Annotated in this window: 17 protein-coding genes and 1 tRNA gene; 12 read left to right on the top strand and 6 right to left on the bottom strand. The window is 70.1% G+C overall.

All coding sequences use genetic code 11. From position 1 onward, the window contains the following. Positions 1–85 precede the first annotated feature (85 nt). Genes NQK81_RS13200 through NQK81_RS13190 form a run of 3 tightly spaced genes read left to right on the top strand, consistent with a single transcriptional unit; the run spans position 86 to position 1,775 of the window. Positions 86–418 carry a hypothetical protein gene (locus NQK81_RS13200; protein WP_257488411.1) on the top strand — a complete coding sequence of 111 codons (333 nt, stop codon included), beginning with the start codon at positions 86–88 and terminating at the stop codon, positions 416–418. Next, positions 415–945, top strand: a complete 531-nt coding sequence (locus NQK81_RS13195) for a DUF6879 family protein (protein ID WP_257488410.1) — start codon at positions 415–417, stop codon at positions 943–945. Before NQK81_RS13200 ends, NQK81_RS13195 begins: the two co-directional genes overlap by 4 nt. Then, positions 942–1,775, top strand: a complete 834-nt coding sequence (locus NQK81_RS13190) for a helix-turn-helix domain-containing protein (protein ID WP_257488409.1) — start codon at positions 942–944, stop codon at positions 1,773–1,775. The genes NQK81_RS13195 and NQK81_RS13190 overlap by 4 nt, the downstream gene beginning before the upstream one ends. A gap of 43 nt (positions 1,776–1,818) precedes the next feature. Here NQK81_RS13190 and NQK81_RS13185 read toward each other — a convergent pair whose 3' ends face one another. The 5 genes from NQK81_RS13185 to NQK81_RS13165 all read right to left on the bottom strand — a co-directional run bounded on the left by NQK81_RS13185 (position 1,819) and on the right by NQK81_RS13165 (position 5,317). Then, positions 1,819–2,067: a hypothetical protein gene (locus NQK81_RS13185; RefSeq protein ID WP_257488408.1), complete on the bottom strand. Its 249-nt coding sequence runs from the start codon at positions 2,065–2,067 to the stop codon at positions 1,819–1,821. A 53-nt stretch (positions 2,068–2,120) separates the two neighbouring features. Next, complete coding sequence (locus tag NQK81_RS13180) at positions 2,121–3,296, bottom strand: putative hexosyltransferase (protein WP_257488407.1); 1,176 nt, start codon at positions 3,294–3,296, stop codon at positions 2,121–2,123. Between the two features lie 78 nt (positions 3,297–3,374). Beyond that, positions 3,375–3,448 (bottom strand) — tRNA-Arg (locus NQK81_RS13175). Positions 3,449–3,690: 242 nt separating this feature from the next. Next, positions 3,691–4,080, bottom strand: coding sequence for a peptidase inhibitor family I36 protein (locus NQK81_RS13170; protein ID WP_257488406.1), 390 nt, complete (start codon positions 4,078–4,080; stop codon positions 3,691–3,693). A 187-nt stretch (positions 4,081–4,267) separates the two neighbouring features. After that, positions 4,268–5,317, bottom strand: a complete 1,050-nt coding sequence (locus tag NQK81_RS13165; protein ID WP_257489748.1) for a LacI family DNA-binding transcriptional regulator — start codon at positions 5,315–5,317, stop codon at positions 4,268–4,270. 121 nt (positions 5,318–5,438) lie between these two features. Between NQK81_RS13165 and NQK81_RS13160 the strand changes: the two genes are divergently transcribed. Together NQK81_RS13160 and NQK81_RS13155 are read left to right on the top strand one after the other, a co-directional pair. Next, entirely contained in the window at positions 5,439–6,617 is a 1,179-nt protein-coding gene (locus NQK81_RS13160; protein ID WP_257488405.1) for an MFS transporter, read from the top strand. A gap of 96 nt (positions 6,618–6,713) precedes the next feature. Next, on the top strand, positions 6,714–7,841 hold the full coding sequence (locus NQK81_RS13155; RefSeq protein ID WP_257488404.1) for a sensor histidine kinase: 1,128 nt from the start codon (positions 6,714–6,716) through the stop codon (positions 7,839–7,841). On the opposite strand, the gene NQK81_RS13150 is transcribed toward NQK81_RS13155, so the two are convergent. Next, entirely contained in the window at positions 7,815–8,453 is a 639-nt protein-coding gene (locus NQK81_RS13150; RefSeq protein ID WP_257488403.1) for a histidine phosphatase family protein, read from the bottom strand. The two genes, NQK81_RS13155 and NQK81_RS13150, sit on opposite strands and share 27 nt — an antisense overlap. Positions 8,454–8,495: 42 nt before the next feature. On the opposite strand from NQK81_RS13150, the gene NQK81_RS13145 reads away from it, so the two are divergent. The 7 genes from NQK81_RS13145 (at position 8,496) to NQK81_RS13115 (ending at position 21,977) form a co-directional block, all read left to right on the top strand. Next, entirely contained in the window at positions 8,496–10,523 is a 2,028-nt protein-coding gene (locus NQK81_RS13145) for a bifunctional copper resistance protein CopD/cytochrome c oxidase assembly protein (RefSeq protein WP_257488402.1), read from the top strand. 223 nt (positions 10,524–10,746) lie between these two features. Then, entirely contained in the window at positions 10,747–11,196 is a 450-nt protein-coding gene (locus NQK81_RS13140; RefSeq protein ID WP_257488401.1) for a single-stranded DNA-binding protein, read from the top strand. Positions 11,197–11,292: 96 nt separating this feature from the next. Beyond that, on the top strand, positions 11,293–12,969 hold the full coding sequence (ettA, locus tag NQK81_RS13135) for an energy-dependent translational throttle protein EttA (protein WP_125676410.1): 1,677 nt from the start codon (positions 11,293–11,295) through the stop codon (positions 12,967–12,969). A gap of 16 nt (positions 12,970–12,985) precedes the next feature. Next, on the top strand, positions 12,986–15,613 hold the full coding sequence (locus NQK81_RS13130; protein ID WP_257488400.1) for a hypothetical protein: 2,628 nt from the start codon (positions 12,986–12,988) through the stop codon (positions 15,611–15,613). Between the two features lie 343 nt (positions 15,614–15,956). Next, positions 15,957–20,930: an NAD-glutamate dehydrogenase gene (locus tag NQK81_RS13125; RefSeq protein WP_257488399.1), complete on the top strand. Its 4,974-nt coding sequence runs from the start codon at positions 15,957–15,959 to the stop codon at positions 20,928–20,930. Next, complete coding sequence (locus tag NQK81_RS13120) at positions 20,930–21,349, top strand: acyl-CoA thioesterase (RefSeq protein WP_034313873.1); 420 nt, start codon at positions 20,930–20,932, stop codon at positions 21,347–21,349. Before NQK81_RS13125 ends, NQK81_RS13120 begins: the two co-directional genes overlap by 1 nt. After that, on the top strand, positions 21,342–21,977 hold the full coding sequence (locus NQK81_RS13115; protein WP_257488398.1) for a DUF8010 domain-containing protein: 636 nt from the start codon (positions 21,342–21,344) through the stop codon (positions 21,975–21,977). The genes NQK81_RS13120 and NQK81_RS13115 overlap by 8 nt, the downstream gene beginning before the upstream one ends. Positions 21,978–22,031: the final 54 nt, after the last annotated feature.

Genomic DNA, 22,031 nt, shown 5'->3' with positions numbered 1-22,031 from the left:
ATGCCTTGATCATCACCCGGTTGGCGGCGGCGAGTTGCGCGAAATCCTGGAGAGGATGAGGTTTCGATCCGACTCAGGAGGCAAAATGTTGCAAGATCCCCGCCCGTTCATGGCGTTCGCCACCACCAGCTCGGCCAGTGGTACCTGCCCGACGTTGTTCGTGACCAAGCGAAAAACCCTCGTGATCCAAGGGACGACCGTGACCGACCCGCTGGCGCTGGCCATCATGCGGGCGCGCGGGAACGGCATCCCGTCCTACGAAAGCGCGGTCGAGGTCCCGGCCGAACTGCTGCCGTTCGTCGACGTCGCCGCGCTCGAACAGCTGGCCTTCGCGCGCGAGGATCGGCCGGTGTTCCTGGTCGACCCGGCCGCGGCAGGCAACGCGGCCGCACTCGCCGCGACGATCACGCGGTCATGACCTGGGTGAACCGCGGCGCCGAGTTCGCCGACCTGCTGCGCACCTTCAAGACCAGCGCGTGGCGGTGGGAATGCCAGGGCACCTACCACGAACCCGAGGAACAAGGGCCGATCCAGGCGTGGCGGGAGGGGCGGCCCGACTTCGCATTCGTCGAACCGTGGTTCGCCCAGATCCGGCGGCAGCGCGCCGAGGGCAAGCGGTTCGAGCGGGTACGGATGCTGACCGACCCACTGACCGAGTACCTGCAGTGGCTCGCGGCCATGACACACCTGAACATCGCGGCGGGCGAGGATATCCGCTGGATTGGCGAGACCGAGGCGCGCGAGCTCGGCGCACCGCGGCACGACTTCTACATTCTCGACGACGAGCGGGTGGCGATCATGCACTTCGACGAGCGCGGGGCCGCCGGTGCCGAGGTGACCGACGATCCGGTGGTGGTCGACGATCACCGCCGGTGGCGTGACACCGTATGGCCCGTGGCGGTGCGCCACGCCGAACTTTTTGAGCCCGCCAAGAGGAGTCCATGACCGATCCGTCCGACCGTCGTCTGGAGTTCGGCGACCGGCTGCAGCAGATCCGCAAGGTACGGATGACCGCGAAGGACTTCGCCGACGCTGCAGGCTGGCAGCGATCAAAGATCTCGCGGATCGAGCGCGGCCAGTCGCTGATCTCCGATCCGGACCTGACGCACTGGGCGACGATTCTCGACGTGCCCGCGGACGTCGTCGACGAGCTGCGCGCCGAGCTCCGGGCGATCCGGCTGGACGATGCACGGTGGCGGGCACGCCTGCGCCGCGGCCACGAAAGCGTCCAGTGGTCGTTCGCTGAGGCCGAGGCCAAGGCCGCCAAGATCGTCGTATTCGAATCGTGGATCGTGCCCGGCCTCGTGCAGACACCCGCCTACGCGGAAGCTGTCTTCCGGAGCATGGCCGAGTTGAAGGACGGCGGCCGCGACGTCGCGGCCGCCGTCGCTGCACGCATGCAACGCCAGGCCGTGCTCTACGACAGCACCAAGAACGTCCAGCTGCTGATGACCGAGGCGGCGCTACGGAACCCGCTCGCCGACGCCGACGTGATGGCCGGCCAGATCGACCGCCTGGTGGCCGCCACCGCGCTGCCGACCGTCCGGTTCGGGATCGTGCCGCTGGGCGTACGCCTTCAGTTCCCGCCGCTGAACGGCTTCTGGTCGTTCGACGACTCCGCACTGGGCGTCGAGACCTTCCACACCGAGATAGTCACGACCGACGTCGACGACGTCCAGCCATACAACCGGTTCCTGTCGGCGGCGTGGGACGTCGCGGCCGAGGGCGACGACGCGCGCACGTTGCTGCTCAGGCTGCCCAGGATCGACGGCTGACGGCGGGTGCCCGGACGGACCGGGCCCAGGGCACCCGCTGGTCCTATCGCAGCTGCCGTCGTCTGTCGCTTTCGAACTGGCGGCCGCTGTGTTCGACGCGGTCGACCCGAGTTGCCGTTGCTCGAACCGGGCGGCCCGAAGTCCCGAACTCGACGTCGACGTAGACCCGGCCGAGGGTCGAGCGGCCGCGGTTCGGGTAGAAGCTGCTGACCTCGCGGACCTCGAACACTTCGGCTAGCAGTTCCGCGGCCCTCTCGGTCTCGGCCGTCGTGCCTTCGACACGGATCCTCACTGTCGCCTCCTGAGGGTTGGATCTTGGTGGGGGAAGTTCCCCGTTGGCCTCGGCTAGATGCCGTACCGCCACACGGTGAGCGAGTACGCCGAGTACCAGCAGCCCGCGAGGACGAACACCGCGGTGACGGCGACCGCCGTCGCCGTGCGGCGCTTGGCGAGTCCGATCGCGATGGGCAGCAGCAGGGCGAAGGCCGGCAGAAGGAATCTCGCGCGCATGAACGGGAAGCCGGCCGTGCCGACGGCGAGGGCCAGGACCCCGATCCCGTAGGCCGCGAGCGGCCACGGCACCCGGCTGATCGTCAGGACGCCCAGCGCGACGGCGCCGAGCGTCACGATCACCACCAGGAGCTCGAACGGGCTGGGTTCGCTCGTGAGGATCCGGCCGACGTACTCGACGGCTTCGCGGCCGCCGTCCCACCGCACACCCCACCCGCGCAGCTCGACGTCCTGCCAGCCCGTCAGGCTGCCCGTCCGTGCCGCGACGTATCCCCACCACCCCAGCAGCCCGAGCGGCGCGACGGCCGCCCAGCGGACCGCCGGCCACCGGTCGTCCGCGCGCCGCGCGACGGCGACCACCGCGGCGATCGCCACGACCGCGATCAGCACGACGGCGGTCGAGCGGACGGCGCCGCCGAACAGCACGCACAGCCCGGCCAGTGCCCACCGTCGCTCGAGCAAACCGACGAGCGCCCAGGCGGCGAACGCGACGAACAACGATTCGGTGTAGACCATGCTCTGGGTGATCGCCATCGGCGCCCCGGCCCACAGTGCGACGAGCACCAGGCCGACGCGGTCCCCGCCGACGAGCCGGCCGATCCGCTGCAGCCCGACCGCCGCGGCGATCCCGGCGACGGTCGACACGATCAGCCCGGCCACGACGAGCGGTACGCCCAACTGGCCTAGCACGTTGATCGTCCACGGATACAAGGGAAAGAAGCCCAGCGGCGCGTCCGCGTACGGCTGCCCGGCCGCGTCCAGCGTCCCCGTCATGCCGCGGTAGCCGTGCTCGGCCAGCTGCAGGTACCACTGCCCGTCCCAGGCGGTGAGCCGGTCGACGACGGGCAGCCCGCGCTGGGCAGCCATCGCGGTGAGCATGACCACGCTGACGACCCGGACGGTCAGGAAGACGAGCCCGGCCCGTAGCGCCCAGACCCGGGCCGCGGCCGGCGCCGGGGCATCCGGAGATGCCCCAGCGGCGCGGACCGCTTGGACCTCGCGCGGATCCAAAGTGATCCGTTTGTGATCCCTCGGACCGAACTGCGTCCAAGTTGCCGGGCCACACAGTGCGTGTGACCAGGCGCGACGTGCCCCCGGCAGGACTTGAACCTGCGACCTAGAGATTAGAAGGCTCTTGCTCTATCCAGCTGAGCTACGAGGGCCGACGTCGGCGACGTTGGGTGTCGCCCAGCATCGGCAGCTTAGCCGTCGCCAACCTGTCGATCGTTCGACACCGCCAGATCGTTTCAGGTCGAGCCCACCCTTTTTTGGAACGCCCGTGAGCGCGTCACGACGCGGGGTGACGCGCTCACGGGCCGGGGCCGCTTCGGGGGAGCGGCCCCTGGGTTCGCGCAGGTCGCGAGTCGACTCGTCCGCGAGCGACCGGCACGAACCGCCGGGGTGGTCAGTCCCAGATCTTGAGGGCGCGGATCACGAACGGGCCCTGGGGTACGTAGGTGCCGCCACCCGGATAGGTGATGAAATCTCCCTCCGTGGTGCACTCCTCGCTCTGATAAATCGTCACGTCCCGGCTCAGCCGGTTGACGAACGAATGCCCGCCGAAGCCTTCGGGTAAGGGAATGCATTCGTCGGGATTGGCGGTGCGCAGGTCGAATTTGTGCACCGCGCCGCCGTACGATTCCGCGCCCCAGACGCAGAACTCGCCCTTCTGGCAGGCGGGTTCCGGCGGCGCGGTGGTGGCGCTCGCGACTCCAGTGCTGGTCAGCAGGCCGAACATGGCCAGCAGGAGGACGTGCGGGAGGCGGGCGCGCAGGTTCGTCAAACGTCGTTGCATGGCTGGGTTCTCCCCCGGGAATCGGCGGCTCTATGGCCGTCGGTGAATGTGTGATTCCACGATGGCGCGCGGGGAAGGGTTTGTCTGCCCGCATTTCTACTTCTGTGGATAAGTAGTTGTGCGCCGCTCGATCGGGGCGAGTTGTCCACATATCGCCGGGGCGCCTTGCGCGTGCCGGAATCGGCTGCTACGCGGGCGCGGTGGAGTCCCGGACGACCAGTTCGGTGGGTACCTCGGCGGGCGCGGGGGCCTTCTCCCCGCGCAGCAGGCCCAGCACCAGTTCGCCCGCCGCCCGTCCCTTGGCGGCGAGGTCCTGCCGGACCGTCGTCAGCGGTGGTTCGGACCACCGGGCGGGGGAGACGTCGTCGTAGCCCACGACCGAAAGGTCACCCGGGACCGACAGGCCGAGCTGCCTGGCGGCCGAAATCGCCGCAAGGGCGAGCAGATCCGACATGCACAGCAGCGCCGTCGGCCGTGGCCGCCGGTCCAGCAGGCCGAAAGCGCTCGGGAGAGCTGCTTCGACCGACAGTCCGGACGCCTCCCAGATCGGCACGTCCGCCGCCGGGATCCCCGCCTCGGCCAGCGTCTCCAGGTAGCCGGCCATCCGTTCGCGGTTGTCGTGGAACCGGCTGTTCCCGGCCTCGGCCACGCTCAGTTCGCCGCCGCGCGGAGCCGAGAGGCATTGCGCCGAGAAGATCCCGATCCGCCGGTGCCCGAGCTCCACCAGGTGCCGCGCCGCGGCGGCCGCTCCGGCCCGGTCCGCGACGCCGATCCTCGCCGAACCGCGGATATGCGGCTGGTCGATCACCACCAGCGGCAGGCCCCGGTCCCGGACCGCGGTCAGCGCCGGGGCGCCGTCGGCCAGCGAATACGCCACCGCGATGTCGGCCTGCGCGGTCAGGATCCGCTCCGCGCGCGGGCCGCCGCTCTCGCCATCGCCGGGCAGCAGCAGAAGGGCGTGCCCCTCGGGGTCGACGACGGTCGAGAGCGCGTCGAGGGTGACCGACAACGCGGGATCCGAGAACGCCGTCGAAAGATTCGTGTCGAGCAGGACGGCGATCGCGCCGGTGCGGCTGGTGGCGAGGCTGCGGGCGGTCGGATTCGGCCCGGCGTACCCGATCTTCTTGGCCGCGCGAAGCACCTCTTCCCGCAGCTGGGCGGACAGCTGGTCGGGCCGGTTGTAGGCGTTGGAAACGGTCGCGCGGGACACCCCGACGGCGTCGGCGACATCGTCCAACGTCGGCCTTCGCCGTCGCGTGCTGGTCACCGCCGCAGTCTAGTCCCGGCCGGGGCCGGTGGACTTTCTGAAGCGCTTAAGTCATTCTGGGGGAAGAGGAATCGAAAGGAGACTGGGGTCTATGCGTGACCGTACGGCCGTTTTCGTCGTGTTCGCGCTCAACGGGGCCGCGCTCGGCTCCTGGGCGCCGCGGACGCCGGCGTTGTCGGAAAGGGTGGACGCCTCTCCGGGTGTCTTCGGGCTCGCCCTGCTGGGCGCCAGCGTCGGCATGTTGATCGCGGCGTCGGTTTCGGGGCGGCTGATCGAGCGGTACGGCGCCCGCGCGGTGGTCGCGGGCAGCACGATCATCGCCTGTGCGGCGTTGCCGATGATCGGCTTCGCGACGTCGGTCGTCCTGCTCGCCGGGGCGTTGTTCGTCCTCGGGGCGAGCGTCGGCGCGCTCGACGTGGCGATGAACGTCGCCGGAGTCGAGGTGGAGCGCCGGTCCGGGCGCGCGATCATGCCGATACTGCACGCCGGGTTCAGCTTCGGGGCGTTGGCGGGCTCCGTCGCCGCGGGGTTCGCCGCGTCGCACCAGTGGTCGCCGGGGAGGCATCTCACGGTCGCCGCGCTGGCCGCTCTGGTGGTGCTCGCCGTCGTCATCGCCGCCGTGCCCGGCGCGCGACCCGAACACGCCGAACCCGTCGAGAAGCCGCGAGTGGCGCCGATCAAACGTCCCGTCCTCTGGCTGCTCGCCGCCATCGCGCTGTTCTCGGCGATCGCGGAGGGCGCGAGTTCGGACTGGTCGGCGTTGCTGATGACGTCCGTGCACGGGGTCGGCGAGGGCGCTGCCGCCTTCGCGTACTCGGGGTTCGCCCTGGCCATGGCGCTCGCCAGGCTCGCGGGTGCCTGGCTTCAGAACCGTTTCGGCCCGACGCGTGCGTTGGCGGTGGGTGCCGGGATCGCGGCGGCGGGCCTCGTGCTCGCCGCGCTGGCCCACGTTCCGGTGTTCGGGTTCGTCGGTTTCGCGCTGGCGGGTGCCGGGCTCGCCGCGGCCTTCCCGATCGCCTTGAGCCTCGCGGGCGCGTCGGGCAAACGCGCCGACGGAACGGGGGGCGAGCGCGAACTGGCCTTCGTCACGGCGATCGCCTACACCGGTTTCCTCGCCGGGCCGCCGCTGATCGGCGGGATCGCGCAGGTGACGTCGCTTTCGGTGTCGTTCCTGTTCGTCGGGCTGACCGCCGCGCTGATCGTGCCGTCCGCGGTGGCCGCGGCGCGGGCGGGGAAACGGGAGGAGGTGGGCGAACCCGTCGCCCGTTGACATCTCCGCCGGACCCCGGGCAAGCTGGCACCTCGGTAAACTGAAATGAATGCGCTTCGGTCGCTGTTTCAGCAAGGCTAATCCTGGGAGGCGCTGATGCTCGGGGGTGGCGGAGGTATCCCGGCTCGGCTGGTGCGGACCACGGTGCCCTGGCTTACCGGGGTCCCGGTGGCGTTCCGGCTGGCGATGCTGGTGCAGGCGCTGTGGGCGGCGGGTGCGGGGTCGTCGGTGCTGTGGACGTTCGTGGCGCTGCATCTGGTGCCCAACATCGTCGCGGCCGTCTGGATCTTCCGCTGGTCCGCGGCCGGGACGAGGCTGGTTCCGTTGGTGGACAGCGCGTTCGCCGTGCTCTTCGTCTTCGGGGCCGCGCCGTTCGCGCAGGACACCGCGATCACGTCGATCACCTGGACCCACCTGATGGGCACGGTGATGATCTGGGCCCTGCTGCGCGGAGCGGCGGCCGGAGCGCTGGCCATCGTGGCCGCGGTGGTCCCGCACACGCTGCTGGACCCGGCCTCCTCGCTCGGTCTCCTGCTCACGCTCGCGACCGCGCTGGTGGTGTCCCTCGCGGTCGCCGGACTGGTCGGCGCGTCGATGCGGTTCGCGGTCGGATTCGGGGAGCAGCAGGGCCGGGCGGCGGAACGCGAACGGCACCGCCGCGACGTCCACGACACCGTCCTGCAGGTGATGGAGTCGTTCGCGATCCCGGCGCCCGCCGACGAAGTCGACCCGGCGGCCTGCCTCGACCGCGTCCGCCGGACCGCGCGCGCCCAGGCGATGCGCATCCGGATCAGCCTCGAACACGAATCCACCGAAGGGATCGGGCTGCATCAGCGGTTACGGCTGCTCGCCGCCGAAATGGCCGCGGAGGGGCTGCGCGCCGAGGTCGTCGTTCAGGACGACGCCGCGCCGGAGCTTTCGGAGGAGGCGGCCATGGCGCTGCACGACTCCGCCAGGGAAGCGCTGCGCAACACGCTGAAGCACTCCGGGACCAGGCGGGCCGTGGTGAGCGTCGAAGAGATCAGCGGCGGGGTTTCGCTGACGGTGCGCGACCACGGCACCGGTTTCGACGTCGGCGACCGGCGGCGCGGCTTCGGCCTCGAGAACTCGATCATCGCGCGGATGGCGGAGATCGGCGGTTTCGCGCGGATCGAATCCAGCCCGGGCCTGGGAACGAGGGTGGTGCTCCTCGCCCCCTCAGCCCTGAGTCTCCCCGTCGGGTGAGTCCCGCCACTGGAGGAACGGACGGTCCAGCGACCACTTGCCGTCCACCCGCTCCACGACGCGGTACTCGCAGGTCTTCGGGTTGGACAGGGACTCGAACAGCTCGATGCTCCAGCCGAAGAGCCGCCGGCACAGCAAGCGGATGGTGAGCCCGTGTGAGACGACCAGCACGGTTTCGGGGTGATCTTCGCCGCACGCCGCCAGCTCGCTGAGGAACGCCGCGACCCGGTCGTCGACGTCCGCCCCCGACTCGCCGAACGGGAGCCGGTAGAAGAAGTGCCCGAACTCGTGGCGGCGTTGTTTCTGGACCTCCTGCTCCAGCGGGTCCTGGAGGTTGCCCCAGTCCTGTTCCCGCAGCCGCGGCTCCGGCACGATCCGCTCGCAGGTGTCCCGGATGTCCAGTAGCCGCAACGTTTCCCGCGTACGCAGATAGGGGCTGACGTAGACGGCCGTCCGATGGCCGCCGAGGACCTCCTTGAGCTCCGGGCCCGCCAGCTTCGCCTGCTCACGACCGGCGTCGGTCAGCGGCAGGGCGTGGTCGGGGATCCGGGTGTAGGCGAGCTCGTCGACGTTGCCGAGCGACTCGGCATGCCTCAGCAGGATGATCCGCACGCCGCCATCTTGCCGGTTGCGCGTTCGGCATACCCTCGTGACGTGCCTTCAGACCCCGAGACGAAACCGGCCCCACCCGCACGGAAGGCCGGTGTCCTGCCGCTGGTGTCGATCGGGGCGCTCCTGGCCGCGGTGGTGGCCGTCGGCCTGGTCGCGCTGACCGGTGGCGCCGGTTACGTCATCGCCGGACTCCCGGACCCGGGCCTGGTGACCCGCTACGGCATCACCGTCGTCCGGGTGCTGGCCGAGGCGGCTTCGGTGCTGTGCGTGGGTTCGCTGCTGCTGGCCGCGTTCCTCGTCCCGCCGCAGAAGTCCGGCACGCTTGCCGCCGACGGTTACGCGGCCATCCGCGTCGCCGGCTTCGCGGCGTGGGTCTGGTTCTTCGCGGCCACCGCGTCGATCTTCTTCTCCGCGGCCGACGGCGCGGGCCGCCCGTTCACCGAGGTGCTCTCGCCGCAGGTGCTGGTCGACCTCGTCGACGCGATCGAGCAGCCGAAGGCCTGGCTGTTCACCGCGTTGATCGCGCTGCTCGTCGCGCTCGGCTGCCGTCTCGCGCTGACCTGGGGCTGGACGACGGTGGTCTTCTTCCTATCCGTCGGCGGCCTGGTCCCGGTCGCGGTCACCGGGCACTCCGCGAGCGGCGGCTCGCACGACATGGCGACCAACAGCCTGCTGTACCACCTGGTCGCCGCCGCGTTGTGGGTCGGCGGGCTGGTCGCGCTGCTGGCGCTCGGCTGGCGCCGCGGCGAGAACCTCAAGCTCGCCGCCACGCGGTTCTCCAAGCTCGCGCTGGTCTGCTGGATCGTGATGGCGGTCTCCGGCATCGTGAACGCGCTGGTGCGGATCAGGATCGCCGACCTGTTCACCACCGACTACGGCCTGCTGGTGGTCGCGAAGGTCGTCGCGTTGCTGCTGCTCGGTGTCTTCGGTCATCAGCAACGGCAGAAGGGCGTCGCCGGGCTGGTGAACGGTGCCGGCGGTGGTCAGCTGCTGCGGCTCGCCGCGGTCGAGGTGCTGATCATGTTCGTCACGATCGGCATCGCCACAGGTCTCGCGAAGACCCCGCCGCCGCAGGAATCGCTGACCCAGCCGTCGACGACGGAACTGCTGATCGGATACGACCTCTACGGTCCGCCGACCGTCTTCCGGCTGCTCACGGACTGGCGGTTCGACCTCGTCTACGGCACCCTCGCGCTCGTTCTCGCGGGGCTGTACCTCGCCGGGGTCCGGCGGTTGCGGCGCCGCGGCGACACGTGGGCAACCGGCCGGACGATCGCGTGGCTCGCGGGCTGTTTCGTGCTGCTGATCGCGACGTCGTCCGGTATCGGCCGGTACGCGCCCGCGATGTTCAGCGTGCACATGGGCAACCACATGTTGCTTTCCATGGTGGCGCCGGTGCTGTTCGTGCTCGGCGGGCCCGTGACGCTGGCGCTGCGCGCGCTGCCCACGGCGGGCAAGGACGCCCCGCCCGGACCGCGTGAATGGCTGCTCGCCTTCGTGCACTCGCCGCTTTCGCGGTTCCTGACCCATCCGATCGTCGCGCTGCTGCTGTTCGTCGGTTCCTTCTACGGCCTGTACTTCTCGGGCCTGTTCGATTCGGCGCTGAACTACCACTGGGCGCATCTGGCGATGAACGCGCACTTCCTGCTCGCCGGGTACGTCTTCTACTGGCCGGTGATCGGGGTCGACCCGGCGCCGAGACGGCTCCCGCCGCTGGGACGGCTGGGGATGATGTTCGCCGCCATGCCGTTCCACGCGTTCTTCGGGATCGCCTTGATGAGCATGCAGACCGTGCTCGGGCAGGACTTCTACCGCGGGCTGAAACTGCCGTGGGTCACCGATCTCCTGACCGACCAGCGGCTCGGCGGCGGGATCGCGTGGGCTTCCGGTGAGCTGCCGGTGCTGCTGGTGCTCGTCGCGCTGCTGGTGCAGTGGGCGCGGCAGGACGAGCGGGAGGCGCGGCGCCGGGACCGCCGAGAAGAGGCCTCCGGTGACGCGGATCTGAACGCCTACAACGCGATGCTGAAGAAACTCGCGGATCAGGGCCGGGGGCCTGGGCAGGGCTCTTAGTCGTCGGTCTGACGAACGGTGACCTGCCCGAACCGCCGCCTTACCACACCTCTCCGACCGCCCGGCCTTCTCCGCCCCGAGTTGTCCACAGGAAGCCCACAACGCCCGGAGTTGTCCACAGATCCGGCTTTCGTCCCTTTCCGCCCTTGAGTCCGAGGCAATCTGTGCTCAAGGGAAACGCCGGGAGAGTCCCGGAACGAGGAGAAGGGCGAGTGTGATGGCGATGGGCGAAACGTGGGTGACCATGATCGGCAACCTGACCAGCGAACCGGTCCACCATCCGGAGCGGGTGCACGGGCACGACGTCGTGTCGTTCGGCTTGCGGAGTGTCGAACGCCGATACGACAAGGAAAGAGGGGAGTGGGGTGAGGGCCGCCAGCTCGCGGTCAAGGTCACGTGCTGGCGCAAGCTGGCGATGGCGGCGTTCTCCTGCCTGAGCAAGGGAGACCCGGTGATCGTGGCCGGGCGCCTGCGCGGCGCCGAGACCGCGGAGGAGATCCCGGCACCTCTGGGTCTACCTGAGCTTGAGGCCTTCTCCATCGGGCCCAACCTCGCGCGCTGCTCGGCCGAGATCCACCGGGTCGGGCGGGATCGGCCCAGGGCGATCCCGCCGCTGCCGCCGTCCGCGGGGAATCCCATGGTCACCGCGCTGGAGGAGGCACCCGTGGGCTGAGGTTCCGATGCTCGCTCAGTGATATCGGGCTGACTGTCGGTAGCTCGGTGGTGACCGCCGTCAAGGCCGCGATCGCCTCGCTCTACGATCGTTTGCATGGCCGAGTTCATCTACACCATGAAGAAGGTGCGCAAGACCGTCGGGGACAAGGTCATCCTCGACGACGTCAGCACCGCGTTCTACCCCGGCGCCAAGATCGGCGTGGTGGGGCCGAACGGCGCGGGTAAGTCCACCGTTCTGAAGATCATGGCGGGGATCGAGCAGGCCAGCAACGGCGAAGCCTTCCTCCAGCCTGGCGCCAGCGTCGGCATCCTCATGCAGGAGCCGGAGCTCAACGAGGAAAAGACCGTCCGCGAAAACGTCGAAGAAGGCCTTGGTGACATCAAGGTCAAGCTCAACCGCTTCAACGAGGTCGCCGAGCTCATGGCGACCGACTACAGCGACGAGCTGATGGAGGAGATGGGCAAGCTCCAGGAGGAGCTCGACCACGCCGACGCGTGGGAGATCGACTCCACGGTCGAGCAGGCCATGGACGCGCTTCGCTGCCCGCCGCCGGACGAGCCGGTCACCCACCTCTCCGGTGGTGAGCGCCGCCGGGTCGCGCTGTGCAAGCTGCTCCTGTCCGCGCCCGACCTGCTGCTCCTCGACGAGCCCACCAACCATCTGGACGCCGAAAGCGTGCTGTGGCTGGAACAGTTCCTCGCGAACTACGCCGGCGCCGTCCTGGCCGTCACCCACGACCGGTACTTCCTGGACAACGTCGCCGAGTGGATCATGGAGCTCGACCGCGGCCGCGTCGTCGGCTACGAGGGCAACTACTCCACGTACCTGGAGAAGAAGCGCGAGCGCCTCGAGGTCCAGGGCAAGAAGGACGCCAAGCTCGCCAAGCGGCTGAAGTCCGAACTCGAATGGGTCCGGTCCAACGCCAAGGCGCGCCAGACCAAGTCGCGGTCCCGGCTCGACCGCTACGAGGAGATGGCGGCGGAGGCGGACAAGCACCGCAAGCTCGACTTCGAAGAGATCCAGATCCCGCCGGGGCCCCGGCTGGGCAGCGTGGTCGTCGAGGTCGAGAAGCTGCGCAAGGGTTTCGACGACCGCGTGCTGATCGACGGCCTGTCGTTCGACCTGCCGCGCAACGGCATCGTCGGCGTGATCGGCCCGAACGGTGTCGGCAAGACGACCCTGTTCAAGACGATCGTCGGGCTCGAGGAGCCGGACGACGGCCGGGTCAAGATCGGCGAGACGGTCAAACTGTCCTATGTGGACCAGAACCGCGGCGGGATCGACCCGAAGAAGACGGTATGGGAGGTGGTTTCGGACAAGCTGGACTACATCCACGTCGGGCAGACCGAAATGCCCTCGCGTGCCTACGTCAGCGCGTTCGGTTTCAAGGGGCCGGACCAGCAGAAGCCGGCGGGCGTGCTCTCCGGTGGTGAGCGCAACCGGCTGAACCTGGCGCTGACCCTCAAGCAGGGCGGGAACCTGATCCTGCTCGACGAGCCGACGAACGACCTGGACGTCGAGACCCTTGGCTCGCTGGAGAACGCTCTCGAACAGTTCCCCGGCTGCGCCGTGGTCATCTCGCACGACCGGTGGTTCCTCGACCGGGTCGCGACGCACATCCTCGCCTGGGAAGGCACGGACGAGAACCCCTCGCAATGGTTCTGGTTCGAGGGTAACTTCGAGGGCTACGAGAAGAACAAGGTCGAACGTCTCGGTGCCGAGGCGGCTCGTCCGCACCGCGTCACCCATCGCAAGCTGACCCGCGACTGAGGGCCGGGGGTTCCCCGTGGAAGCCAGCAAGCGCAAACGGCCGGGCTTGCCCACCAGCATGGTGGGCGGGCGGACGGCTGCCACCGGGGGAACCCTGTCCGCTGTCGGCAGGTTGATCGAACGCGCGGACGCCTTGCACCTGAGGGCGCCCGAGCTCGCACTGGTCCTCGGGGAGCGCGCGGCCGCGCTCGCCGAGGCCGCCGGTGCCGACGAGCAGTGGATCCGTGCGGAGAGCCTGGTGGTGAGCGCCCGGGTGCGGCTGGGAGGCCGTCCCCGGACGGTCGGCCGGGCCGTGGCCGCTCTGCGCGCCGCGGAACACGCGGGCTACGGCGACATCGCCGCCCGGCTGAGGATCGACCTGGCGGTCTGCGCGCGCAGCGTGGGCATCCCGCTGACTGGCCTGGCCGTGCTGCGTCCGTTGCTGGCCGATCCGGCGGTTTCGCCGTCGCACCGGGCCGAGGCGCTGTGTCATCTCGTGGGCTGCTTGGCGCAGTTCGGCCGCAAGGCGGAACTGGACCGGGTGCTCGCCGAGGCGGACAAGCTCGTGCTCGGCGACGGCTCGATGACGGCGGATTCCCAGTTGCTGATCCGCGCGCTGCTGCGGGTCGGGGTGTCGGCGCACCGTCGGCGGCACGGTGACCTGACGTCGGCCGCCGACGCCGCGCGGACCGGGCTGGGCATGCTCGAAAAGCTCGGAAACCCCGACGACGACGGAGGTCTCGTCCGGATCCGGCTGATCTTGCAACTCGTCTGCACGTTGCTGGACCGGGGCGACACGGAGATGGCGCTGGAGGTCGCGCAGCCGATCCTCGACGCGCCCGTCCGTGCCGCCGGGATCGCGCCCGCCGCGTGGCTGCGGCTGGCGGTGGCCACTCGTGTCCTGCTACCCGCGGGGTCAGGAGAAGCCGCGGGAATGCTCGTCCGTGAGGCGGTCTCCGGAGCCGAGGACCACAACCTGCATGCCGTCACGGCACGGCTGTGGCTGGAACTCGCGCAGATCGAGGAACGGCTCGGCCGCGCCGAGGAGGCCATCGGCTGCCTGCACCGTTCGCGTGCGGCCGAACATCTGCACGCCCGCGCGCGCAGGCAAGCGTGCAACGTCCTGGTCGGCGAATTCGGTGCGGCCGAGAACGCCGCCGTCGACCTGGACGACGTGCTGCGGGCAGTGGCCACGCGGCCGTCCGCCGCCGCGGCGACCGTTCCCGCGCCGGAACCGGCCGAGGTGACCGCGGTGATCCCGCCGATCGACGTGGCGCCCCCGAAACGGGCCGCGGCCGAGCCGCCGGTTCGCCGTGAGCCGTCGCAGCCCGCGCGGCAGAGCAGGCACGCGGAAACCGCGTCGGCCGAACCTACGCGCGCTGCGGCGCCGTCCCGCCCGGCGGAGCCTGCCGCGACACCGGTCGCGGAAAAGAGCGAGGCGCCGGTGCTGAAGCCGCCGTCCCGCCCCGAGCCCGCCCGGGAAACGGCGGCGTCCGACAGCGACTGGCGTCGTCGGGTGCCGAAGAAGGCCAAGGCGCCGGCCAGCGTCGAGACCAAGGCCGAACCCGTCGCGCCGAAACTGCTGCCACCGCCGAAGCCGGAACCCGCGCCGCGCCCAGAGCCGGTGTCGCGCCCCGAACCGGTGTCGCGCACCGAACCGGTGTCGCGCACCGAACCGGTGTCGCGCACCGAACCGGCGTGGCGTTCCGAACCGGTGTCACGTCCGGAACCGGAGCCCGTGCGCCGTCGCCGTCAGGAGGAGCCGGCGGCGCGCGAGACCGTCGCGCCCGAACCGGCGATCGCCCGGCCGGAACCCCCGGCTCCGGCCACGAGGCGCCGGGCCGAGGAGCCGTCACCCGTGGCGGCGTCGGAAACCGTCCTGCCGGAACTGCTTCTCGCTCCCGAACCCGCCGCCGAACCGCGGCCGCGCGTGACGGCGGAGACGCAGCCGCCGCGTCCGCCGGGCACCGCCGCGCCGTTGTGGGAGAGCGACGAGTGGGCGGCCGAAGAGCGGGCCCGCCGGTCTTCGGCGCCGGTCTCGCGCAAGACCCGGCACGACGCCGAACACGGTTCCGTGGCGGCGAAGTCGGTGCTGGACCGGCTCGGGATCTCGAGCACGGGCGGGCAGGGCGGTGGCCGCCGTCGCGCGGACGGCACCGCGGATCCCGTGCACCCCGAACCCGCCGCCGAAGAACGCGTTGTCGAAGAGCGCGCCGCCGAAGAACGTGCCGACACCGGCCGTCCCCGCCGGGATCATTCTCTGGCCGAGTACAGCGAACCCGCCGTCCCGCTCGCGCCGCCGCCCCGGGAGGACCCGGCGCCGTCGCAGGGAAGCGGGACGAGTGAAAGCCCTCGCCCGGCCGCCAAGGAAGAGGTCGCGGATCCGTGGTTGCCGCGGTTGCGGATGCCGCCGGCGCTCGACCCGCTGACCGACACCGGCTCCTGGCGTCCGATCACGCCCTTCCCGGAGAGCTACGCCCGCGCGATCGCGGAGGACGAGCCGCCGCCGGACGCCGGTCTCGCCGACCTGCTCGCCCGCGCGCTCGCGGAGCATCAGGCGGGCACGGCCAGTGCCGCCGCGCTCGTGAAGCAGCTCGGGTCCCAGGACTCGGGAAAGCGTCCCGTCAACGGCCACGACCGGCACCGGACCAACGGCGGCGACTGACCCGGGCGGTAGCAAAGGTCCCTTGCTCCCACCTCGGTGAAGCGGCGCTCGGCTTGAACGATTCAGTCGGCCCGGTGAGGTCGCCCGAAGTGGCTCCGTGCGGCAATGGGTGCTGGTCACCCCGGTGCGGCGGGTCGCGTCGAGGCCCGGACAGACCGCTGATGTGACCCGCGAGTAGCTGAACCGATCACGGCGATTCCGGTATCTGAGCAGGGAAATCTTCGACGGCCGGGAAGGACCCGGCCTTGTGGAGCCGACTGTCCGGAGCTGTAGGTTGGGTCTGGTCCGGTACAGAGTCGTGCCGGTCGCGGTGTCAATCTCGCTACAGTGGAGAGTTGCCTCAATGAGCTCGACGGGAGTCTCGTCCCCGCCCGGAAAAGATGTCGGCACCGAGGATGGCGCCCGGCGCCGGTCGGCGAACCCGGAGCAGATCCGGGACGACCTGATCGACGCCGCCGCGGCGTACGCCCCGGAGATCGGCGACTTGATCCGCTTGTACTACCGGCACATCCCCGCTGAAGAGATCCTCGGTGACGATCCGGTCGACCTCGTCGGCGCCGTCCGCTCGCATCTGCAGCTCGCGAAGGACCGGATGCCCGGCCGTCCCGCGGTGCGCTTGCTGAACCCGACGGGCCCCGAAGACGGCTGGACGCGTGAGGCCACCGTCGTGCAGGTCGTCACGGACGACATGCCGTACCTGGTGGATTCCGTCGCGGCCGAGTTCGCGCGCGACGGGGTGCAGGTGCAGCGCATCGTGCACCCGATCGTGGTGGTGAGCCGGGATCTGACCGGGGAGCTGCTGGAGGTCCACCCGGACGCCGACCCGGCGGAGCCGCCGGCGAATTCGGCGGCCGAGTCGTGGATGTACATCGAGATCGACCTGGTGACGGATCCGAACCGTGCCCGTGAGCTGGACAACCGGCTGTCGTCGGTGCTGGGTGACGTCCGCGAGGTCGTCGAGGACACCGACAGGATGGCGGAGACCGCGCGCCGGCTCGCCGACGAGCTGGACGAGAACCCGCCGAGCCTGCCCGGCCACGAGGTCGCGGAGGGTGCCCGGCTGCTGCGCTGGCTCGCCGACGGACACTTCACCTTCCTCGGGTACCGCCGTTACGAGCTGATCGACAACCCGCATCCGGACAACGACGAACCCGCCCTGCGCGCGGTGCTCGCCACCGGGCTGGGCGTGCTGCGCCAGGACAGTCTGGCCGCGCGCAGCCTCACCGCCGGCCCGGACACGGCGGCGTCCGCGCTCGCACCGACGCTGCTGGTGCTGACCCAGGCGAGCGCGCCGTCCACGGTGCACCGCCCGGTCTACCCGTACTACGTCGGCGTGAAAACGTTCGACGACAACGGGAACGTCACCGGCGAGCACCGGTTCCTCGGCATGTTCACCACCACCGCCCTGCACGAGAACGTGCTGGACATCCCGGTGGTCTGCAACCGGGTCCGCGAGGTCATCCACCGCGCGGGCTTCCCGATGGAGTCCTTCTCCGGCCAGCGGATGCTCGAAGTGCTGCAGAACTGGCCGCGCGCGGACCTGTTCTCGGCCGACACCGACTCCCTCTACTCGACGACGACGGGCGCGATCACGCTTTCGGATCGCAGACGGCTGCGCCTGTTCCTGCGCCGTGACCCGTACGGCCGTTTCTACTCGTGCCTCGTGTACCTCCCGCGCGACCGCTACACGACCCGTTCGCGGCTCGCGATGCAGGAGGTCCTGCTCGAAGAACTCGAAGGCACGCAACTGGAGTACAGCGCGCGTATCGGCGAGACCGTACTCGCGCAGGTGCACTTCATCGTGCACACCGATCCGTCGCAGCGGTCCGAACCGGACACCCTCCGCATCCAGGAACGGCTCAACGAAGCCGTGCGCAGCTGGGACGACCGGATGGTCGAGGCGATCCTCGCCGAACGCCGCGAGCGCGCCGGGGACGGCGGCGTCGCGATCGGCCTGATGGGTGAGGAGTCCGCCGGTGAGCAGGGGCAGCGGTTCGCCGCGGTGTTCCCCGAGGGCTACAAGGAGGACTTCACCGCGCTCGAAGCGCTCGCGGACCTCCGTGCCCTGGAGTCGCTGACCGACGAGGGCGACCTGTCGATGTCGTTCTACCTGCCCGCCGACGCGGAGGCGGGGGAGCGGCGCTTCAAGCTGTACCTGCGCGGCGAGGGCGTCACCCTCTCCCAGGTGCTCCCGGTCCTGCAGCGGATGGGCGTCGAGGTCGTCGACGAGCGGCCGTACGAACTGCGCCGCGAGGACGGCGGCCGGTCGTGGATCTACGACTTCGGCCTGCGGATCGACCCGCAGGTCCTCGACCACGCGGACAGCGACCTCCGTACCCGCTTCCAAGACGCCTTCCACGCCGCCTGGCGCGGCGACTGCGAGGTCGACGGCTTCAACGGCCTCGTCCTGCGCGCCGGGCTCACCTGGCGCCAGGCGGCCATCCTGCGGGCCTATTCGCGGTACCTGCGTCAGACGAAGATCCCGTTCTCGCAGGAGTACATCGAGAACACCGTCCTCGCGCACACCGACATCGCCACCGCGCTGGTGCGGCTGTTCGAGACGCGCTTCGACCTCGCGCTCGGCGACGAGGCCCGCGCCTCGCAGGCCGAACAGCTCACCGCCGAGATCGGCAGGCTGGTCGACGAGGTGACGAGCCTCGACGAGGACCGGATCCTGCGGCGGCTGATGTCGGTCATCCTCGCCACGCTGCGCACGAACTACCACGTCACCGACGAGGACGGGAACTCCCGCCAGTACCTGGCGCTCAAGCTCGACCCGAGCGCGGTGCCCGAACTGCCCGAGCCGCGGCCGAAGTACGAGATCTTCGTGTACTCGCCCCGGATCGAGGGCGTGCACCTGCGCTTCGGCGACGTCGCGCGCGGTGGCCTGCGGTGGTCCGACCGCCGCGAGGACTTCCGCACGGAGATCCTCGGCCTGGTCAAGGCGCAGGCGGTCAAGAACGCGGTCATCGTGCCTGTCGGCGCGAAGGGCGGTTTCGTCGTGAAGCGCCCGCCGGCGGCGACCGGTGACCCTGGCCTGGACCGCGACGCCCAGCTGAACGAGGGCATCGCCTGCTACCGGATGTTCATCTCGGGCCTGCTGGACGTGACCGACAACCGCGTCGAGGGCAAGACCGTCCCGGCGCCGCGGGTGGTCCGCCACGACGGCGACGACAGCTACCTCGTGGTCGCGGCGGACAAGGGGACCGCGAAGTTCTCCGACATCGCGAACGAGGTCTCGGCGAACTACGGGTTCTGGCTCGGCGACGCCTTCGCGTCCGGTGGCTCGGTCGGGTACGACCACAAGGCCATGGGCATCACCGCGAAGGGTGCTTGGGAGAGCGTCAAGCGCAACTTCCGCGAGCTCGGCAAGGACACCCAGACCGAGGACTTCACCGTCGTCGGCATCGGCGACATGATGGGTGACGTCTTCGGCAACGGCATGCTTCTCTCGGAGCACATCCGGCTCGTGGCCGCCTTCAACCACATGCACATCTTCCTCGACCCGAACCCGGATTCGGCGACCTCGTTCGCCGAGCGGCGCAGGCTGTTCGACCTGCCGCGTTCGTCGTGGGAGGACTACGACCGCTCGCTGATCAGCGAGGGCGGCGGGGTCTACTCGCGGTCGGCGAAGACGATCCCGATCAGCCCTCAGGTCCGCGAGGCGCTCGGCCTCGGCGAGGACGTCACGAAACTGGCGCCCAACGACCTGATGCAGGCGATCCTGCTGGCGCCGGTCGAGCTGTTGTGGAACGGCGGCATCGGCACCTACGTCAAGGCCGAGAACGAATCCCACGCGGACGCGGGCGACAAGGCCAACGACGCCCTGCGCGTCAACGGGAAACAGCTCCGCGTCAAGGTCGTCGGCGAGGGCGGGAACCTGGGCCTGACCCAGCTCGGCCGGATCGAGTTCGCCCGCGCGGGCGGCAAGATCAACACCGACGCGCTCGACAACTCGGCGGGCGTCGACTGCTCGGACCACGAGGTCAACATCAAGATCCTGCTGGACCACCTGGTCTCGACGGGGTCGCTGGACGCCGAGCAGCGCAACGAACTGCTGGAGCAGATGACCGACGAGGTCGGCGAGCTGGTGCTGGCCGACAACTACCGGCAGAACGCCGTGCTCGGCGTCAGCCGGGCGCATGCCGGCCCGATGGTGTCGGTGCACCAGCGGCTTGTCGCGGCCCTGGTCGCGAAGGGCGCTTTCGACCGCAAGCTCGAAGCGCTGCCGAGTTCGGCGGAGTTCCGCGCGCTGGAGAAGGCGGGCGAAGGCCTCACCTCGCCGGAGCTGGCGACGCTGCTCGCGCACGTCAAGCTCGACCTGAAGGACGAGCTGCTGGCGAGCGAGCTGCCGGACTCCGAGGTGTTCTCGCGTCGTCTGCCCGAGTACTTCCCGAAGCCGCTTCGGGAGCGCTTCGGCGACGCGATCTTCCAGCACCCGCTGAAGCGCGAGATCATCACGACGATGGTGGCCAACGAGGTCGTCGACGGCGCCGGGATCTCGTACGTCTTCCGCCTGATGGAGGAGATGAACGCGACCGCGACCGACGCCGTCCGCGCGTACGCCGTGGTCACCCACGTGTACGACCTGCCGTCGCTGTGGGCCCAGATCGACGCGCTGGACAACGTCGTGCCGACCGAGGTCGCGGACGAGATGATGCTGGAGACCCGCAGGCTGCTCGACCGGGCCGCCCGCTGGTTCCTCACCAACCGGCCGCAGCCGCTGGCCCCGCTCGCCGAGATCAACCGGTTCGGCCGTGTCGTCGGCGAGCTGGCCCCGCGGGCGCACGAGCTGCTTCGCGGTGTCGAGTGCGCTTCGGTGGACGCGAACACCGAGCGGCTGATCGAGAAGGGCGTCCCGGCCGAACTCGCCGGACGCGTGGCGCTGCTGCTGCACACCTACGGCCTGCTCGACGTCACCGACGTCGCGGAGCTGGCCGAGCAGCAGGTGGGGATCGACGCGGTGCACACCCCGGCGGAGACCGCGGGCCTGTACTACGCGCTGTCCGACCACCTCGGCATCGACAAGATGCTGACGTCGATCAGTGGCCTCGAACGCGGCAACCGCTGGCACGCGCTCGCACGGCTGGCGCTGCGGGACGACGTCTACGGTTCCTTGCGGACGATCACGCTGGACGCGTTGCGGCACAGCGATTCGGGTACCGACCCGGACGAGAAGATCGCCCACTGGGAGAAGACGAACGCCTCACGGTTGCAGCGGGCCCGCGTCGCACTGGACGAGATCAGCAAGTCCGGCAAGCTCGACCTGGCGACGTTGTCGGTGGCGGCGAGGCAGATCCGGAGCACGGTGAGGTAGTGAGCTACATTTCCCTGATCCGGCCGCGTTGGTCGGATATGGACGTCTACGGGCACGTCAACCACGCGAATCTGGTGACCCTGCTCGAAGAGGCACGGATCCCCCTGCTGTTCGGGGACGCCGTCCGCGCGGGGCTCACCGAACTGCCCAAGGGCATCGTGGTGGTGAAGCTGGCCGTCCATTACCGTTCGCCGATCGTGGTGTCCGATCAGGACATCCGGGTGGAGATCTCGTTGAAGGACTTGAAGCACGCCAGCTTCACCCTCGGGTACCGGGTGCACGACGGCCCGGCCGAGGCCGACAAGGTCGCGGTCACCGCCGAGACGGTGCTCGCGCCGTTCGACACCGCGTCGGAGCGGCCCCGGCGGCTGACCGAGGACGAACGTGCCTTCCTGGAGAAAGGGTTCGCGGATGCCTGAGCTCGTCATCCCGGACGCGGGCGACCGCGAAACGCTCGGCGCGTTCGTGGCCAGGGCGGTCCGGCTCGACCAGAACACGCTGGTGCGGTTGCGGCAGCGTGGTGACGGCGTCGTCGAGGCGTGGACCACGACCCCGTTCGAGGTCCTCGCGACCAGGGCGGTCGCCGGCGACATCACGCCGTCGGACGTCACGGTGTCCGGGAACGAGCTGCTCGCCGCGCTGACCGTCGCCGGTGGTGAGCGGATGGATCCGGGCCCGGCCCGCGACCTGATGTGGCACTCGGAGCTGCCCGCCCCCGGCCGCTGGCAGCTGGTGGACGAGCTGCCGGCGACGGTGATCTCGGAGCTGGCCGATCGGGGCGTCACACTGGCCCGCGACAACGTCGGCCCGCACGGCAACCCGCCCGCCTCGCTGATGGACCAGACGGTGCTCACCGTTTCGGGCAACGAGCAGGAGATCAAGGTCCAGATGCGGTGCCTGTTCGCGCTGTCGGGGATGGGGTTCGTGGACTCGTCGATCGACGGTGACGTCGTCCGCGTCACCGCGACGGATTCGTGGATGCGCATCGACGCGCGGTACGGCGCGGTCCTCAAGCGCCGTCACGCGCTTCTGCCGCTGCTGTTCTGACGGGTTTCTTACCGCTCGACGCCGCGGGTGGCTTCCGGCCGCCCGCGGTGTCAG

The sequence above is a fragment of the Amycolatopsis roodepoortensis genome, from assembly GCF_024628825.1.
GTDB classification, from domain to species: Bacteria; Actinomycetota; Actinomycetes; order Mycobacteriales; family Pseudonocardiaceae; genus Amycolatopsis; species Amycolatopsis roodepoortensis.
Note: the sequence above shows the minus strand (reverse complement) of the source record. Positions and strands in the feature narration are given on the sequence as shown.

Bases quoted from the DNA above. Each gene is read 5' to 3' on its own strand.
- NQK81_RS13200 (WP_257488411.1), top strand. From the start codon at position 86: ATGTTGCAAGATCCCCGCCCGTTCATGGCGTTCGCCACCACCAGCTCG.
- NQK81_RS13195 (WP_257488410.1), top strand. From the start codon at position 415: ATGACCTGGGTGAACCGCGGCGCCGAGTTCGCCGACCTGCTGCGCACC.
- NQK81_RS13190 (WP_257488409.1), top strand. From the start codon at position 942: ATGACCGATCCGTCCGACCGTCGTCTGGAGTTCGGCGACCGGCTGCAG.
- NQK81_RS13170 (WP_257488406.1), bottom strand. From the start codon at position 4,080: ATGCAACGACGTTTGACGAACCTGCGCGCCCGCCTCCCGCACGTCCTC.
- NQK81_RS13160 (WP_257488405.1), top strand. From the start codon at position 5,439: ATGCGTGACCGTACGGCCGTTTTCGTCGTGTTCGCGCTCAACGGGGCC.
- NQK81_RS13155 (WP_257488404.1), top strand. From the start codon at position 6,714: ATGCTCGGGGGTGGCGGAGGTATCCCGGCTCGGCTGGTGCGGACCACG.
- NQK81_RS13140 (WP_257488401.1), top strand. From the start codon at position 10,747: ATGGGCGAAACGTGGGTGACCATGATCGGCAACCTGACCAGCGAACCG.
- ettA (WP_125676410.1), top strand. From the start codon at position 11,293: ATGGCCGAGTTCATCTACACCATGAAGAAGGTGCGCAAGACCGTCGGG.
- NQK81_RS13125 (WP_257488399.1), top strand. From the start codon at position 15,957: ATGAGCTCGACGGGAGTCTCGTCCCCGCCCGGAAAAGATGTCGGCACC.
- NQK81_RS13115 (WP_257488398.1), top strand. From the start codon at position 21,342: ATGCCTGAGCTCGTCATCCCGGACGCGGGCGACCGCGAAACGCTCGGC.